Source organism: Rhizobium sp. CFBP 8762, from assembly GCF_014841565.1.
GTDB lineage: Bacteria > Pseudomonadota > Alphaproteobacteria > Rhizobiales > Rhizobiaceae > CFBP-8762.
In genome coordinates this window covers 234,063-249,979 of record NZ_JACYUD010000005.1, presented here as the reverse complement: position 1 = coordinate 249,979, position 15,917 = coordinate 234,063, and the positions used below count along the sequence as shown (strand labels likewise).

11 protein-coding genes are annotated in these 15,917 nt (G+C 56.9%); 9 read left to right on the top strand and 2 right to left on the bottom strand.

Annotated elements, in window-relative coordinates; genetic code table 11:
* The first annotated feature begins 77 nt into the window (after positions 1 to 77).
* A complete protein-coding gene (locus IFT84_RS13520; protein WP_192120210.1) occupies positions 78 to 887 on the top strand; it encodes an Arc family DNA-binding protein in 810 nt (269 codons plus the stop codon).
* A 3-nt stretch (positions 888 to 890) separates the two neighbouring features.
* Entirely contained in the window at positions 891 to 2,126 is a 1,236-nt protein-coding gene (locus tag IFT84_RS13515; RefSeq protein ID WP_192120209.1) for a tyrosine-type recombinase/integrase, read from the top strand.
* Between the two features lie 117 nt (positions 2,127 to 2,243).
* Here IFT84_RS13515 and IFT84_RS13510 read toward each other — a convergent pair whose 3' ends face one another.
* The gene (locus IFT84_RS13510) at positions 2,244 to 2,648 is read right to left on the bottom strand and encodes a host attachment family protein (RefSeq protein ID WP_192120207.1); all 405 of its coding nucleotides are present in this window, start codon (positions 2,646 to 2,648) and stop codon (positions 2,244 to 2,246) included.
* Between the two features lie 146 nt (positions 2,649 to 2,794).
* Here IFT84_RS13510 and dxr point away from each other — a divergent pair, with 146 nt between their 5' ends.
* A complete protein-coding gene (dxr, locus tag IFT84_RS13505; RefSeq protein WP_192120205.1) occupies positions 2,795 to 3,970 on the top strand; it encodes a 1-deoxy-D-xylulose-5-phosphate reductoisomerase in 1,176 nt (391 codons plus the stop codon).
* A 4-nt stretch (positions 3,971 to 3,974) separates the two neighbouring features.
* On the opposite strand, the gene hemA is transcribed toward dxr, so the two are convergent.
* Positions 3,975 to 5,189 carry a 5-aminolevulinate synthase gene (gene hemA / locus IFT84_RS13500; RefSeq protein WP_192120203.1) on the bottom strand — a complete coding sequence of 405 codons (1,215 nt, stop codon included), beginning with the start codon at positions 5,187 to 5,189 and terminating at the stop codon, positions 3,975 to 3,977.
* Positions 5,190 to 5,508: 319 nt separating this feature from the next.
* Here hemA and IFT84_RS13495 point away from each other — a divergent pair, with 319 nt between their 5' ends.
* The 6 genes from IFT84_RS13495 to IFT84_RS13470 all read left to right on the top strand — a co-directional run bounded on the left by IFT84_RS13495 (position 5,509) and on the right by IFT84_RS13470 (position 15,913).
* On the top strand, positions 5,509 to 5,772 hold the full coding sequence (locus IFT84_RS13495) for a glycine zipper domain-containing protein (RefSeq protein ID WP_192120201.1): 264 nt from the start codon (positions 5,509 to 5,511) through the stop codon (positions 5,770 to 5,772).
* A 206-nt stretch (positions 5,773 to 5,978) separates the two neighbouring features.
* Positions 5,979 to 7,898: an autotransporter assembly complex protein TamA gene (locus IFT84_RS13490; RefSeq protein WP_192120199.1), complete on the top strand. Its 1,920-nt coding sequence runs from the start codon at positions 5,979 to 5,981 to the stop codon at positions 7,896 to 7,898.
* Between the two features lie 62 nt (positions 7,899 to 7,960).
* On the top strand, positions 7,961 to 12,136 hold the full coding sequence (locus IFT84_RS13485; RefSeq protein ID WP_192120196.1) for a translocation/assembly module TamB domain-containing protein: 4,176 nt from the start codon (positions 7,961 to 7,963) through the stop codon (positions 12,134 to 12,136).
* Positions 12,137 to 12,363: 227 nt separating this feature from the next.
* Positions 12,364 to 13,293 carry an arginase gene (gene rocF / locus IFT84_RS13480; RefSeq protein WP_192120194.1) on the top strand — a complete coding sequence of 310 codons (930 nt, stop codon included), beginning with the start codon at positions 12,364 to 12,366 and terminating at the stop codon, positions 13,291 to 13,293.
* A 353-nt stretch (positions 13,294 to 13,646) separates the two neighbouring features.
* The gene (locus tag IFT84_RS13475; RefSeq protein ID WP_192120192.1) at positions 13,647 to 15,431 is read left to right on the top strand and encodes a methyl-accepting chemotaxis protein; all 1,785 of its coding nucleotides are present in this window, start codon (positions 13,647 to 13,649) and stop codon (positions 15,429 to 15,431) included.
* Positions 15,431 to 15,913 (top strand): chemotaxis protein CheW, encoded by a 483-nt coding sequence (locus IFT84_RS13470; RefSeq protein ID WP_192120190.1) that lies wholly within the window; start codon positions 15,431 to 15,433, stop codon positions 15,911 to 15,913. Before IFT84_RS13475 ends, IFT84_RS13470 begins: the two co-directional genes overlap by 1 nt.
* The last annotated feature ends 4 nt before the right edge of the window (positions 15,914 to 15,917 follow it).

Here is a 15,917-nt window from a genome sequence, read left to right as displayed (position 1 = left end):
ATCACCTAACCACCGTGGTTACTTGAAGTCAAGACCACAGTGGTGCATAACCTTGAGAAATTGTTAAGGAGATCGTTATGGCGAGAGAGGACCCTCAGCTTAAACTGAGACTCACTGAAGAGATGAAGCTCACGGTTACCGAGTCAGCGAGGCAAAATAACCGTTCCGTAAACGCCGAAATCGTGCAGCGTCTTGAACAATCGTTTCGTGGCCTACCTGAACTGCCTGAAGACCTAATGGATCGCATATCGGTCTACGCTCAGCGCCAAGGTAGAACGGCTGGAGAAGAAATTTTACGCCTTTTGGAGCGTGAATATCCCAAGCAGTGGGATATTGATGATCGCATGGAGCACATGGCTAACCTACTTGCTGCCTTGGCTTCCGGCAAATCAGACGGACGAATTAATCAATTCGTTATCGACATGCAGGACACTGTCCAAGGTATCGTAAGTGGCCGCGTCACTGGAGTGGATAGCGAAATACGCGACGAAGTTGCGTCACTCTGGTTTAGTTACCAGAACCGCTTGTCGGAAATTCAGTTCAAAGAGCAAGAGGATCAGTATGAACTGGATGAAGAAGAACAAAAAATGCAAACCCGAACAGGTAAAACCGAAAAATTTGCTGTACCGCGCCCACAAGACGCTGACTCTTATGAAGACGCTCACTTTTTAGCTCGCGTTTTACCTTCGCGTAGCCTTGAAGGCATAGCAGAAAGTATACGGTCAGGAGACTTGGAAGCTGCCGCAAAAATTATTCGTAACATGCCTCAGGACAAGCTCAGGGATCGAGTTAGGTTTGAGCAACTTCCAGAAGAAGCTCAATATCGTTTGCGGGGCGAAGAACCGCCGCAACCAAAAGGTTCTGATCCATTTAGCTTTACCGAGTAACAAATGTCCGTCCGTAAGCGCAAATGGACCACGCCCAAAGGCATCGAAAAGGAAGCTTGGGTTGTCGATTACGTCGATATGGCTGGCAAGCGCCGCCTGAAAACGTTTGAGCGTAAGAAGGATGCGTCCACATTTGCTGCTACGGCATCCGTCGAGGTCAGGGAAGGCGTTCACGTTGCCGACAGCGCCAGCGCTACGGTTGAAGCTGCGGGCAAGCTGTGGATGGCCAGCGCGAGGTCAACGGGCTTGGAGCGTGCGACCATTGCAGACTATGAGCGGCATTTGCGGCTGCACATCGTCCCATTAATTGGATCGGCAAAACTGTCATCGCTATCCATCGCAAAGATACGATCCTTCGAGGATGAACTGCGGGCTGCCGATCGATCCCCCGCTATGGTCAAAAAGGTGCTTGTCAGCCTGGGGACATTGATTGCTGATGCGCAAGAACGCGGGCTTGTTGCCCGCAATGTCGTGCGTGACATGAAAGGGCGGCGAGGATCCGGGGAAAGCCGTCAAGAGAAACGCCAGAAGGGGCGTCTAAAGGTTGGCGTAGACATTCCCACCAGAGACGAGGTCAAAGCTCTCCTCGGGTCGCTGACAGGTCGCTGGCGGGCCTTGATCATGACAGCAACATTTTGCGGGCTGCGAGCGTCCGAACTGCGCGGGTTGCGCTGGCAGGATGTGGATATGGACAAGCGTGAAATTCGCGTCCATCAACGCGCTGACAAGTTTAACGATATCGGCAGACCGAAATCCTTATCGGGTGAACGGACGATACCGGCACCGCCCATGGTCATTAACGCACTGCGCGAATGGAAACTTGCCTGCCCAAAGCGCGACACTGGAAAACTGGACGCCAAAGGCGAAAAGGTCATGGCGTTGGAGCTATGTTTCCCGAATGGCGTCGGCAACGTCGAGCAGTTGAATAACATCCTTCGGCGCGGATTGCATCCAGCATGGATCGCTGCGGGCGTGACCGTGGATACCGGAGAAGTGGATGAAAAGGGTCAACCGATCCTTGCGCCAAAATACACCGGCCTTCATGCGCTGCGCCACTGGTTCGCATCATGGTGCGTGAACCGGAAAGAAGACGGCGGTTTAGGCTTGCCGCCGAAAGTCGTTCAGGAACGCATGGGTCATTCGACAATCGCGCTTACGATGGACCGGTATTCTCACCTGTTCCCGAAAGGCGACGACACCGACGAAATGGCAGCCGCAGAGCGGGCCTTTCTCTCTTGACTGCAACATGAGCGCGACATGGATACAGCAAAGCCCTGCGTTGCAGGGCCTTGTAGCAGTTTCCTAATCTGGGGGCCGCGCGTTCGAATCGCGCCGGAATCACCAGTCTTTCACCCGTTATTGCGCCTGAATAGCTTTTTCAATGTCCTGCAGCGAGTGGCCCGTAAGATCCTTGTTGATTTCACCCACCAGAACCGCCGATAGCGATTTGTGATAATGCTTGCGCAGTTCACCGAGTGAACGGGGAGCGGCAATGACTACCAGCGACGCGATTTTTCCGTTCAGAACCTGTTTGTTCAGCTTGTCGGCCACGCCCGCGGCAAACGTATCTTCGTCCTGCTGGCTGTCGTCGGGGTTGGCGGATGAGCTCTGGTGACGGGCGCCGGCGCTTCGGTTGTTGGAGTCCACATCCGGCTCCGGCAATGCGCTCAGTTGCAGATTGCTTTCGTCTCCGCCATTGCGAAACAGGCGAAACGCCTCACCATCAACAACCGCGATAACCGTACCGTTTGGAATCTGCATAATCTTCTCCATGCCTGTATTTGTGGTTGAATGGCTTTCAACCGTCGTTGCCAAACCCGACAAAGACAGGAAAGGTTCCATTGTCGAGACTTGTTGCCCGTATGTTTGCCCTGTAGACGGAGGACAAGAACAATAATGGACAGACCATGGCACCGGGCACTTCTGACAGACGCAAACTGACCATTCTCGGCTCAACCGGCTCGATTGGCACCAATACGCTGGATGTGATTGCGCAGTTGGGCGGGCGGGAGCGCTTCGACATTCTCGCCCTGACTGGCAGCGGCAATGTCGAGCTCCTGGCCCGGCAAGCGCGCGATGTCGGTGCAAAACTCGCCGTAACGGCAGACGAAACCCTGTTTGCAGCGCTGAAAGACGCGCTCTCCGGCTCCGGTATCAACGTCGCCGCAGGCAAGTCCGGATTGATCGAAGCAGCGGACATGGATGCCGAATGGGTCATGGCGGCAATCGTTGGCACGCCGGGCCTTGCCCCCACCCTGACCGCCGCCCATCGCGGCGCAGATATTGCGCTTGCCAACAAGGAATGTCTGGTGTCGGCGGGTGATCTGTTCGTCAAGGCCGTGAGCGCGGGTGGTGGCAGACTGATCCCCGTTGACAGTGAACATAGCGCCATATTCCAGTCTCTGGAGCGCGATCAGCGCCACGCCGTCGAGCGCATCATTCTGACTGCGTCTGGTGGTCCCTTTCGTACGGCCACACTGGAGGACATGCGAAATGTAACCGTTGAAACGGCCCGCGCGCACCCGAACTGGTCCATGGGTCTGAAAATCTCCATTGGCAGCGCATCTATGTTCAACAAGGCGTTTGAGATGATCGAGGCCAGACATTTGTTCGATGTACGCCCGGAGCAGATAGAAGTCATCGTTCATCCGCAATCGATTATTCATTCCATGGTTGGCTACAGCGATGGCGCGGTAATGGCGCAACTTGGTGTGCCCGATATGCGCACCGCCATCGGCTATGCCCTGACGTATCCCCGTCGCACCGCGCTGGATGTCGAACGGCTGGATTTTGCCAAACTTGCCCGGCTGGATTTTGAAGCGCCGGATGAAACGCGGTTTCCTGCGCTGCGGCTGGCGCGCACGGCATTGGAGCGTGGTGGCCTGCAAGGTGCCGTGCTGAACAGTGCTGAAGAAGCAGCGTTCGATGCCTTTGTCGAAGGCCGAATTGGTTTTCTGAGAATGGCGGAGATTGTCGAGGCGGTTATGGACCGCATGGCCCATCTGCCACCCGCAGCCCATATGGACGACATTGTTGCGGCAGATGAGGAAGCCCGGCGCATTGCCACCGAGCTTCTTTCTTGATCGATCAGGCTACCGCGCGGGAAATCGCACAGCGCGACCACAACTGGTGCAGCGAGCGGACCAGATGGTCGATGTCCGCATCCGAGTGGAACGGCGTTGGCGTGATGCGCAGACGCTCGGTATTCTTCGGCACCGTGGGATAATTGATCGGCTGAACGTAGATACCGCAATTGTCGAGCAACAGGTCCGAAATCCACTTGCACTTCGAAGCGTTGCCAACCATGACCGGTACAATATGGCTTGGATTGTCCATGTGCGGAATGCCATTTCGATCCAACAGGGACCGCAGGCGACGCACGCGCTCCTGATGGGCGAAACGCTCCTGCTGGCTTTCCTTCAAATGCTGGATGCTGGCCGTGGCCGCAGCCGCCAATGCAGGCGGCAGCGCCGTGGTGAAGATGAAGCCGGAGGCAAAGCTGCGAATAAAATCGCACAGTGCTGTCGACGCAGCAATGTAACCGCCCATGACGCCGAACGCCTTGCCAAGTGTGCCTTCAATCACCGTCAGGCGATGCATCAGACCTTCGCGCTCGGCTATGCCGCCGCCCCGCGCGCCGTACATGCCAACGGCGTGCACTTCATCGAGGTAGGTCATGGCGCCGTACTTGTCGGCCAGATCACAGATGTCCTTGATCGGCGCAATGTCTCCATCCATGGAATAAACGGATTCGAACGCGATGATCTTGGGTGCACGCGGATCGGCAGCCCGCAGCTTGGCTTCCAGATCAGCGACCGAGTTATGCTTGAAAATAACCCGCTCGCATTTGGAGTAGCGGATACCTTCGATCATGGAGGCATGATTCCCGGCGTCTGAAAAGACGATGACACCGGGAATCTTCGAACAGAGTGTGCCCAGCGCTGCCCAGTTGGACACATAGCCCGAGGTAAACAGCAGTGCGGCTTCCTTGCCATGCAGGTCTGCGAGCTCACGCTCCAGCAGCACATGATAGTGGTTGGTTCCAGAAATATTGCGTGTGCCGCCCGCGCCCGCGCCACACTGGTCTACGGCCATCTTCATGGCAGTGGTTACCTTGGGGTGCTGGCCCATGCCCAGATAATCGTTGGAGCACCAGACAGTGACTTCTTGAATTCCATCGGCGGTGTGACGGAAAGCTTTCGGGAAATTGCCGCTCTGACGCTCCAGATCAGCAAAAACGCGATATCGGCCTTCTTCGTGCAGTCCGTCCAGCTCGCTTTTGAAGAAACTCTCGAAGTCCATTTTCGTCTCCATAACACGGCTATCTATTTGATATTTCGCCGCCTACCGTCAACCCTTCGGGGCGCTGAAACCGCCACCTGCGTCAAAAGGGCTCATCTTTTAAAATCATTCCAAACTACATACCGCTTTCAAATCATTTCACCTTGATATGTGTCAAGTCACCGGTCGGAATTTCTTGGATTTCGAGAGTTTTTAGCGGCGGCCAGGCGTTGCTTCGGCCAATCCTTCCGATATTCATTGCCTGTTCAGGTCCGTCATGGCATGGCGATTTAAACGTGTGTCCGCGTGCCAGCGGATGCCATTTCAACGGGAGAAGACTATGAAAAAGACTCTTGCCTTCGTGCTGATAGCGCTGTCGCTTGCCAGTTGCTCGCAGACGGAAAAAGGTGCCGGTATCGGCGCTGCCAGCGGTGCCATTCTCGGCGGTGCCATTACCGGCAATGTGCGTGGCGCAGCAGTTGGTGCAGCCTTGGGTGGTGTTACCGGCGCCGTCATCGGCAACGTGAACGAGCAGCCCGGTCAGTGCTACTACCGCGACCGTTATGGCCGTCGCTTTATTGATGATTGCCGTGGCGGCTATTGATATCTCAAGGATCAACCCCGGCTCGCCGGGGTTTTTTTGTGGCTATTATGTTTCATCGGCCAAGTTTTGGGACGGGTGGCTCGAACGCGAAACAATAAAACAGTGCAGATCAAATCGTTATCGTTAACATTTCAGAAAATTGAATCGTGCAAATGTACCATTCGCCATCGAGGCGGGCAAATGTTGAAGAGTAGCCTGAAATCCAGATGCAAAAGTTGCGGCGGTCCGGTTTGAGTATTGCGTATCATAAAGCGGGCACCGCATTTGCGGCTGCAGCGGGCCTTGTTCTGGTGTCCGTTTCGGCTGTGCCTGCCTATGCCTTCAAGATCTTTGGACTATCATTCTTCGAAGGGGAGCCCGAACCTGAGGTCATTGATCCCATCCGGTATGAGCTGACGCTCAACACAACCGGTGGCGACGAGGATTTGAGCGAAACGATCCAGAACAGTTCACTGCTGTATCAGGATCGGGAAAAAGCCGTCTCCGGCAATCTCGGCCTTGCCATCAAGGCACGGGATGATCGCGACCGCATTCTGGCGGCACTCTACGAGAATGCGCGTTATGGTGGGCTGGTCGATATTCGCATCGCCGGCCGTGCGCTGGACGATCTGCCGCCCGATCCGCAGTTTGCCACAGGACAGCCGGTTCCGGTGACTGTGACGGTGACGCCCGGGCCGGTGTTTTCGCTGCGTACGATCCGGTTTACCGGTGACGCCAGCGGGCGCAACCCCGCTGATTACGACCTGAACCCCGGTGATGAGGCCAAATCCACGGTCATCCTGCGCGCCGGTGAGAAAATGGTGGCTGACCTGAAATCGGAAGGCCGCCCGTTCGCCAAGCTGACTGCGCGCAATGCCGTTGCCGACCACGCCACATCGACAGTCGATGTTGAGATCGGTGCGCAAGGCGGCCCGGTTGCAACGCTCGGACCCGTTGCCGTTACAGGAACGAAGACGGTCGACCCCGACTTTGTAGCGGAGTATTCGCGGCTGAATGGGGGACAACCCTACTCGCCTGAGCGGCTCCAGAAGGCGTCTGATCGTTTGCGTCAGCTTTCTGTCTTCTCCAGTGTTACGATCCGCGAAGCCAATCAACTGCAACCGGATGGGTCGTTGCCCCTGACCATTGAAGTCTCGGAAGGCAAGCACCGTTATTTCGGCGCAGGTGCGCAGGTATCAACGACGGAAGGTCTGGGCCTGCTCGGCTATTGGGGCCACCGTAACCTTTTCGGGCGCGCAGAATCCCTTCGTATCGAAGGATCGGTGGATCGCATCGGAGAGAGCAAGGACGTTAACAAACTCAATTATTCCGCAGGCATTGCCTTCGCCAAGCCGGGTGCCTTCGGCCCCGCATCTACCTTTACCGCCAGCGCCAGAGCCGCGCTTCTCGACCCCGACGCCTACAAGGCCACAACCTTTACGGGCGCAGTGGGCGCTTCGTTTGAATTGTCCGAACAGGACACAATATCCGGGGGCGCGGAACTTGCCTATGCGGACATCGAAGACCCGTTTGGCAAAAACAAGTATCTGACCGCGAGCATTCCGCTCGATTACGTGCGCGACACGCGCGACGACAAGCTGAACCCGACGACTGGCTACCGGGCAACGCTCAGTGCCAAGCCAAGCTACGAGACGCGCAACGGCACGCTCTTCAGCACGTTCGAGGCTTCCGGCACCGCCTATAAGGGCTTCGGGTCGGAGAACCGGTTCGTTCTGGCGGGCAAGCTTGCTGCTGGCAGCATTGTCGGCGGGGGTGATCTGTCGAACATTCCGGCTACGAGACGCTATTATCTTGGCGGTGGCGGCACCGTACGCGGTTATGCCTACCAGGAAATTTCGCCCCGCAATGCGCAGAACGAGCTTCTGGGCGGACGCTCCTTCGTGCAGGGTTCGGTGGAAATGCGTGTGGGCATTACCGAGAAAATTTCTGTGGTGCCGTTTATCGATGCCGCCACCGTGTCAGCAGACAGCACGCCGGATTTCAAGGATATCCGCGCCGGTGCGGGCATCGGGCTGCGCTACGCCACACCGTTTGGGCCCATCCGTCTGGATGTGGCCATACCGCTCAAAAAATATAATGGCGGCACGAGCTATGGCATTTACGCCGGTATCGGGCAGGCCTTCTAGCCAGGAATGGTCCCGTCCCGACAAAGATTCCGCTGAACGCGAAGATGCGGTATGGATAGAGCATGAACAGATCGAGTCACTTTCTCACATCCGCCCTTCGCTGGATTGCCTATGCGCTGGGGGCCATTGTGCTGCTGGTCGTCGCAGCCGTTGGTTTTCTCGGCTTTACCAGTCCCGGCGCACGGTTGGCTGCGGGCTGGATCGAGAAACTCGCCTCCACGCCGGATCAGGTGGTGACCATCAATGACCCATCTGGCCTGTTGAGCGGCCACCTGAAGGCAGGCTTTATCTCACTAACGGACTCCAAGGGTGTTTACGCGGAAGTCCGTAACCTAACGGTTGACTGGTCACCTCTGGCGTTGGTCAACGGTACATTCGACGCCAGCAATATTGTTGCGGACACATTCCGGCTGGAGCGCCTGCCCGTTGCTTCGCAGGAGACCGAAGAGGTTCGCTCCGCATTTGCTCTGCCCGTCGATATCAAGATCGCCAACCTTGATCTGCCAGAAATCCTGATCGGCGAAGCGCTTGCCGGGCAGGAACAGAGATTGACGCTGCGCGGCAGTGCCGACGCTACCAATGAACGCATTGCGCTCAAGCTCGCCGCCGCTCAACAACAGCAACCGGAGGCCAACGCGACCGCTAATCTGGTCTATAATCCAGCAGGCAACGAGTTGAAGCTGGAAGCCAAAATTGCCGAACCCAAGGGCGGTGTTCTCTCGAAAATCCTTCGCCTGCCGGGTGAACCCGCGGTTAATCTGGCGGTCACCGGCAACGGTCCCCTCTCCGACTGGAAAGGTTCCTTGACGGCGGCTCTGGATGGGACCGAACGCCTGGCCCTGACCGGCAGCCACCAACTGGCGCAAAGTGGAGAGCGGACCGTGTCACTTCTGGGTGGCGGCGCATTCAGCGATATGATGCCCCCGGTTTTCCGTCCCCTGTTTGAAGGCCAGACGGACATTGATGTGTCCGCTGTTTTCGACAAGCAGAACACGGTACGCATCGAGCGTGGACAGGTATCGACCGGGGCGCTGGCCTTGTCGGCCTCCGGCGTGGTGAGCCAAGTGGCGCAGAACAACCTCAAGGCCACGCTCACCGGTAAAAACGGACCGATCGATTTTCGCTGGCCTCTGGCCGAAGGCGAAGTTCGCACGCTGATCAATTCCGCCCATATCACACTGGTGGGCAACGCCAATTCCGCCATTGTTGATACGACCGCCGATATTGAAAGCGTAGCACTTCCGCAGGGCCAGGTTCAGGGCGTGATGCTGAAGGCTTTCAGCAGCAATTTTGATATGGCACAGCAGAAGGGCAATTTTGCCGTCACGCTGCAAACAGCAACCACGCAATTGACCAATGCGGATATCAACCGCGCCATACAGGGCCCGGTCAAGATTGATGCCACACTTGCCGTATCGCCTTCGAGCCTGACATTCGAGCCGTTGACGCTGGAAAGTGCGCGTCTGGGCGGCAGTGCCAGCGGGACAGTGCAGTTAAGCGACTTTGCTGTTACTACAGACCTGAAACTGTTCGCCATGCCTGCGGCTCTGCCGGACGCAGTCGCCGCGCGCTTCGATAGCACCATCGGGGCTTCGGGGCAGTTGACCCGCACGGGTGACGGCAAGCTGTCCGTCAACGGCCTGAAGCTCACCTCGGACACAATCAACGCCGATGGCACGGTGGCATTCGATGAAACCGGGCTGACAGCGGCGCTGACCGGTTCGTTGCCCAACATCGGCAAACTGTTGAGTGATGCCAGCGGTGCTGTCAACTTTACGGCAAACACATCCGGTCCGGTCGATGCCCTGTCGATACAGGGAACGTTGACCTCCAGCGGGGCGAAGCTCGCTGGCCGCACCCTCAGTGATCTGACCGTGACCATCGACGCCAATGCCGACCCTGCCAGCCCGCAGGCCAACCTGACGGCATCCGGCGCGCTGGATGGGCAGGCAATCAACGTCAAATCCAATCTGGTCTCCAAAGATGGACTGATTTCAATTCCAGTGCTGGAAGCACAGGTGGGGGAAAACCGCCTGAACGGTGCGCTGACGCTGACCGCCGATTACAAGCCCGATGGCAATGTGGACTTCAATTTCCCCGATATTGGCTTGCTGGCCGCAATGGCGGGGCAGAAGGCATCCGGCGATCTGGCGGGCTCGGCGCGCATCAACACCAGCGGTGGCAAGACCGCAATTGCGTTGAAGGCGAACGGGTCCGGCATTCGCAGCGCCGGCATTGTCATCGACAAGCCCGTTGCCGATATCACCATTGCCGATCTGGCGGCGCTGGCGATCAAGGGACAGGTGACAACCGCCCGCGTTCAATCTGGCGAAACCGAAGCCAGCAATCTCAAACTTGCCTTTACCCAGTCGGGACCGGTCACGGTGTTCGATCTGACCGGTCGGTATGATGATGGTCCACTTCTGGCCAAGGGGCAGATTCAGAATGCCAACAGCACGCTGACAGTGCGGCTGGATGCGCTGGCAGCAACACCGCGCGGCATCGCTCTGAAACTCGCATCCCCCTCTACCGTAGTGGTGCAGAATGGCCGCGCGCGTTTGGATAATCTTACCATTCAGGCAGGCAGCGGCAGTGTTGCCGTCAGCGGTGCTGCGGGTGACACGCTGGACCTCGATGTGCGGCTACGCGCCCTGCCAGCGTCCTTGATCAACACATTCTCCCCAACACTGGGTGCGGAGGGTGCTATCTCCGGATCGGTCGACGTGACCGGCAAGGCAAGCGCGCCGGTTGTGGCCTATGATCTCGACTGGACCGGCGCAGCCGTTGCACAGACAAAATCCGCCGGGCTCGGCGCTATCGCCATCAGTGCCAAGGGCCAGTACGCCAACAACCGCGTGACGCTGGATACGAACCTGACCGGCGCTCAAGGGCTTGCTTTCCGGGGTGGCGGCAATGTCGGCCTCGGCAACGGCATTCCGCTGGACCTCAAGTTCAACGGCAATGTACCCTTCGCGCTTCTGGCCTCCATTCTGGCGGAACAAGGCTTTACGCTTACGGGCACCGCTCGGGTGGATGTTGCCATTGGGGGCAATGCCAGCGCGCCTCGGGTCACCGGCACCGTCACCTCGTCCGGTGGACGTCTGGTGGATGTGCGGCGCAACCTCGCCATCAACAATCTGACGACCAATATCGCACTCACTGGCACGCAGGCGCGTATTTCCACCCTGTCTGGTCAGCTGGCAACCGGCGGAACGGTCAGCGCCAGCGGCACCATTGGGATCGGCTCGGGCTTTCCCGCCGATTTGACCGTCCGACTCGGCAATGCTGTCTATGTGGATGGCGATGTCATCACCGCCAATGTCGATGGCACCGTCACGCTGAAAGGCCCATTGACGGCCTCTCCTGTGCTGGGCGGACGGCTTGTCATCAACCGTGCAGCCATCACCATTCCCGAAAAATTGCCATCATCCCTGTCGGACATCAATATCAAGCACCGCAACGCGCCAGCGCGTGTGCGGGCGATGGCCGCCAAGACGAAGGACGGCAAGGCCGCAGCAACGGGGGCAAGCGGAAGCAGTGGCATTGCTCTTGATCTGACGGTTACCTCCCCCGGCCGCCTGTTTGTGCGCGGACGCGGCATCGACGCCGAACTCGGCGGTGATCTGACCATTCGCGGAACGACGTCGGCGCCTGCCGTCTCGGGCGGGTTCTCGTTGCGCCGTGGTCGCATTGCCATTCTCGGAAAGCGGCTCGAGTTTTCCAAGGGCGAAATCGGGTTTGGCGGCAATCTCATTCCCACGCTCGATCTTGTCGCATCCAGTTCGGCCAAGTCCACCACGATCACTGTGAACGTATCCGGCATTGCCAACAATCCCGCGATCACGTTCAACTCCTCACCCGCCTTGCCGCAGGATGAAATTCTGGCACAGTTGATCTTCAACCGTTCGCTTTCCAACCTCTCGGCATTTCAGATTGCGCAGCTCGCCAGCGCCGTCAGCCAGTTGGCCGGTGGCGGATCAACCTCGCTTCTGGAAGGGCTACGCGGCAAGCTTGGCGTCGATGATCTGGATGTCAGCACCGGTGATGATGGCAGCGCAACGGTGCGCGCGGGCAAGTACCTTAACGACCGCACCTATCTGGAGCTTGAGCAAGGCTCTGAGGCGGGCGGCGGCAAGGCCACCATCAATCTCGATGTGGGACGAGGCGTAAAGCTTAAAGGTTCCGCTGGCGGAAACGGCGAAGGCACCGCCGGTGTCTTCTACGAGCGCGAGTACTGATCATTGCTCTTGAGGAAGTTGAAAAACCGGCATCACGCCGGTTTTTTCGTTTCAACCCTATAATAACGATCCACTGAGCGATTCGCGGGTGTGCACCCGCTGACTGTCATATTTTTGAGCTAACCCATACAAACTGTACAATGACGCTGACGGATTCAGCAAATTTCCGGCTGTCCGCCAACACGACAATATCTACTATGCATGAAACGCAGCATCTGGAGCATGTCATGACCGTTCGTAAAATTTCCCTGATTGGCGCACCTCTCGAAGAAGGGTCCGGCCGACGGGGCGCGGCCATGGGGCCGGCGGCACTTCGCATAGCCGGTGTAGACAAGGTCCTTCAGGAGCTGAAATTCACCGTTACCGACCACGGTGATGTGAGCCCGGCCAATACGGATGATCTCACCCCTGTTGCCAATGCCAAGCACTTTTTCATTGTCAGCGGGTTTACCCGTGCCCTTGAAGCCGTAACGTACCAAGCCGCAGCGGATGACAGCATCCCGATCATTTTGGGGGGCGATCACGCCTTGTCCATGGGCAGCGTATCGGGCATGGCGCGCTACGCCGCATCCATCGGCAAGCCGTTGTTTGTGCTTTGGATGGATGCCCACACCGATTTTAACTCACCTGAGACCTCTCCATCCGGAAACATGCATGGAATGCCCGTGGCCTTCTTCTGCGGTCAGGCGGAATTTGCCCCTATCCTGCCCGCAGATCGCCCCATGGTTGACCCGCGCAACGTTTTTCAGGTCGGCATTCGCTCGGTCGATGAGCGGGAGCGGGAAGAAATTCAGCGCAATGGCGTGAATGTATTCGACATGCGTGCCATTGATGAACAGGGCATGGCTAATATCATGCGCGGGATTATAGAGACCGTTGCACAGGCCGGAGGCCTTCTTCACGTCAGCTTCGATGTTGATTTCCTGGATCCCGATGTTGCGCCTGGTGTTGGTACAACCGTTCCGGGTGGCGCCACCTATCGTGAAGCGCATCTGGCCATGGAAATGCTGTGCGATAGTGGCCTGGTCTCATCGCTGGATCTGGTTGAGTTGAACCCGTTTCTGGATGATCGCGGAAAAAGCGCCCGTATTCTTGTTGAAATGACAGCCAGCCTGTTCGGACGGCGCGTTCTGGACCGGCCGACACGCGGTGCATAGAGCAGCGGGAGCGAACTTGCCCGCATGAACCTACGTATACTTTTAGTAGAGTATGATTTTCATAGTACACTTATAAGTAGAAAATAGGCTCTTTATTTGTGACTGTATTGCATGCAATCATTCAATTTAAGCTTTCCTTAAATTATTGAGCAGCTACTGTCCTTCGAATATTAGTGATGTCTGCTGGCTTTACTTCTTCAGGGATTATCCGGAGCTAATTTATCAGCAATGTCATTTCCGGCAGGGTGAACAAATCTATTGTGCACATTGGTGCGTAGTATGGCGTTCATGACCAAGTGTTGATGAATGCCGGGTGGGGTATGCCCGGCAGTTGCGTATATCAGGGGTACAAAATGGTCTTTTTCTTCAAAAGTCGACGGAACAATGCCAAAGCGATTATTGAAGCGCTGGGCAAATCCCAAGGACTGATTGAGTTTTCACTGTCTGGACATGTTCTGTCTGCCAATCCAGCGTTCTGCACTCTGATGGGCTACACGGAGGCAGAAATTGTGGGAAAACACCACAGCATGTTCGTGGATGAGCAGTATGCATCGACCCAGGCCTATTCCGATTTCTGGAAAAAGTTAGGTCAGGGGCAGTTTGATAGCGGTGAGTTCAAGCGTCGCGCCAAAAACGGTCGCGAAGTCTGGATTCAGGCCAGCTACAACCCTGTCTTGTCTTCAGCCGGCCGCCCGCTCAAGATTATCAAGATTGCATCCGATATTACGGCGGACAAGCTGAAAACCACCGAGGATGCCTGCATCATTGAAGCAATTCATCGCGTCCAGGCTGTCATCGAATTTTTGCCGGATGGCCAAATCGTGTTTGCCAACGCCAATTTTCTGAATGTGCTAGGCTATACATTCAGCGAAATCGAGGGAAAGCACCATTCGATGTTCTGTGCGAGCGAATATGTCGCGAGCCCGGGATACACATCCTTCTGGGAGCGTCTTCGCACCGGGCAGTTTATCGCCGATGAGTTTCTGCGCTTGGGCAAGGGTGGTCGCGAGGTTTGGATACAGGCCAGCTACAACCCGATTTTCGACATGGATGGCAAAGTGACCAAGGTCATCAAGTTTGCTACCGATGTGACGGATCGTGTTCGGGCGTGTCAGGAACTGGGCGCGGGCATGCAAGCGCTCGCCGAAGGAAATCTTGACCAGCGTTTCGATACCCCGTTCATTCCCGCGCTGGACGGCCTGCGGGTTCACTTCAATGATTCCGTTTCGCGATTGAAACAAGCCCTTCAAACCGTTGGTATCAACGCGCGTGGGGTTGCCAGCAGTTCCGCTGAAATCCGGGCAGCTGCCAGCGATCTGGCGAACCGTACGCAGCAGCAGGCTGTCTCGGTCGATTCCACCGCAACGTCGCTTCAGGAAGTGACCGAATGGGTCAACGATACCGCTCGCCGGGCGGAAGACGCCGGAGTTCTGGTCAACCAGACGCGCAACGATGCCGAACGCTCCGGCAGCGTTGTGAAGAACGCCGTTGTTGCCATGGCGGACATTGAAGGCTCGTCCCGCGAAATCAGCAATATCATTGGCGTCATCGACGAGATTGCGTTTCAGACCAACCTGCTGGCGCTGAATGCTGGCGTTGAGGCGGCGCGCGCTGGAGATGCCGGACGAGGCTTTGCGGTTGTTGCACAGGAAGTGCGGGAATTGGCACAGCGGTCTGCCAACGCGGCAAAGGAGATCAAGAGCCTCATCACCACATCCTCCAACCAGGTCAAGGCCGGGGTAAGTTTGGTCGGCGATACTGGCCAGGCCCTGCAACAAATCATGACGCAGGTTCAGGACATCAACAAACATGTGGATGCCATCGTGGAGTCGGCTCGCAAGCAGGCTGGTGGTTTAAAAGAAATTAATAATGCGCTGTCTAATATAGATATAGCGACACAACAGAATGCAGCGATGGTGGAAGAGACAACCGCAGCAAGCCACAGCCTGGCCGGTGAGGCAGAAGCCCTTCAAGACCTGCTGGCGCAGTTCAAGGTGGGCGAACGCGCCGCCGTGCCCGCGCACGCGGTCCATGCCGCCAAGCCGGGCTCTGCCCGCCCGCGTGCAGCGGTCGTCAGGCGCCCGGCCCTGCAAACAACGACCGCCGCCGCGGCACAGGACAATTGGGAGCAATTTTAATGTCAAGTTTGAAACCGACAGGCTTTGATGGCGACACGCTAGAAATCATCGCGTTCCGCCTCCATGACCAGGAGTTCTGCGTCAAGACCACAACCATCCGCGAAATTCGCGGCTGGGCGCCCTCAACACCTATCCCCCACTCTCCGCCGGAGGTACTGGGCGTGATGAACCTGCGCGGTACGGTCATTCCAATCATTGATCTCGCCCACAAGCTCGGCATGAAAAGCACGGTTGCCAATGAACGCAGCGCAATTGTTGTGGCCGAAGTCCATAATATGGTCATTGGTTTGGTCGTTGACCGGGTATCGGATATTTTGACCGTGCGCAGCAATCAAGTACAGCCGGTTCCGGAGATCACCACGTCATTCGACAAGAGCTTTGCTGAGGGCATTATCGCCAATGAAAACGGGATGATCTGCTTCTTGAATCTGGCCCGCATGTTCAAAGAACGCGAGACAGAAGAACTGACCGCTTCAGCGTGAGCCG